Origin of the sequence: Dactylosporangium sucinum (assembly GCF_014647515.1) — a bacterium.
Taxonomy (GTDB): Bacteria; Actinomycetota; Actinomycetes; order Mycobacteriales; family Micromonosporaceae; genus Dactylosporangium; species Dactylosporangium sucinum.
The window spans coordinates 1-771 of the sequence record NZ_BMPI01000106.1 but is presented as its reverse complement, the minus strand read 5'-3'; the positions used below and the strand labels follow the sequence as shown (position 1 = coordinate 771).

Sequence of the window (771 nt, the reverse complement as noted above, 5' to 3'; positions counted from 1 at the left end):
GTGGACCGCTTGACCGAGTACAGCGCGTCGCCCGGGATCGCGTCGCCGCTCGCGGCCGACATGCCCGACAGGGCGAGGGTGCCCGCTGCGAGGCCGACGACGATCGCGCCGCGGCTGCGGGTCCGGCGGCTCACGGCGGGGCCACTGCCCGCCGGGCGGCGCAGCGACCGCAGGGGCGCCCGGGACGTCGGTTCCGGCTCTTTGACCGTGACGCCGATGCCTTCCCGCTCGGCCGTGGCCAGGAGCATCGCCCGGAGCCCGACGCGGAACTCCTGCTGCGCCTCGACCTTGACCGGGAGCTGGGAGAGTCGCTGACCGACCGTCACCAGGTCGGTCAGGGAATCGTCGAACTTGGTCCAGGTGCGTCGCCGCTTGGATCCGGCGGCTTCATCCAGCAACTGCGCGAGTCGCGCGCTCCGATTGCGGTGCAACACCGGCCATCGCAGAGCGATACCAGCCGTCCGATTCGGTTCGCCGGACCATTCGGCCGGAACGTAGTCCGGCACCGCGGGCCGCTGACGGGGCAGCGCATCCGCAGCCAGGTATTGCAGCACCGCGACGGTGCGCTCACCGATGTTCATGGCCTGCGCGGTCTCCATCACGGAGAAGCCGAGCAGGAACCGCAACACGACGCACTCCTGCTGCTGTGGCCGCAGTCGCCGAACCGCATCAAGTAGCCCCGCGTCGTCGGCCGGGTCGGCGTCGAGCACGTCGCCCGTCGTCACCTCGAGCCGGTACCGCCCGGACTTGAAGTGGTCGGCCACCAGGTTG

The 771-nt window shown here is 71.2% G+C and carries 1 protein-coding gene; it reads right to left on the bottom strand.

Going from position 1 to position 771, the window contains the following annotated elements; translation table 11 throughout:
* Positions 1-710, bottom strand: a 710-nt coding sequence (locus IEZ31_RS57900) for a sigma factor-like helix-turn-helix DNA-binding protein (RefSeq protein ID WP_373294855.1), incomplete at its 3' end; no start/stop codon positions are given.
* Positions 711-771: the final 61 nt, after the last annotated feature.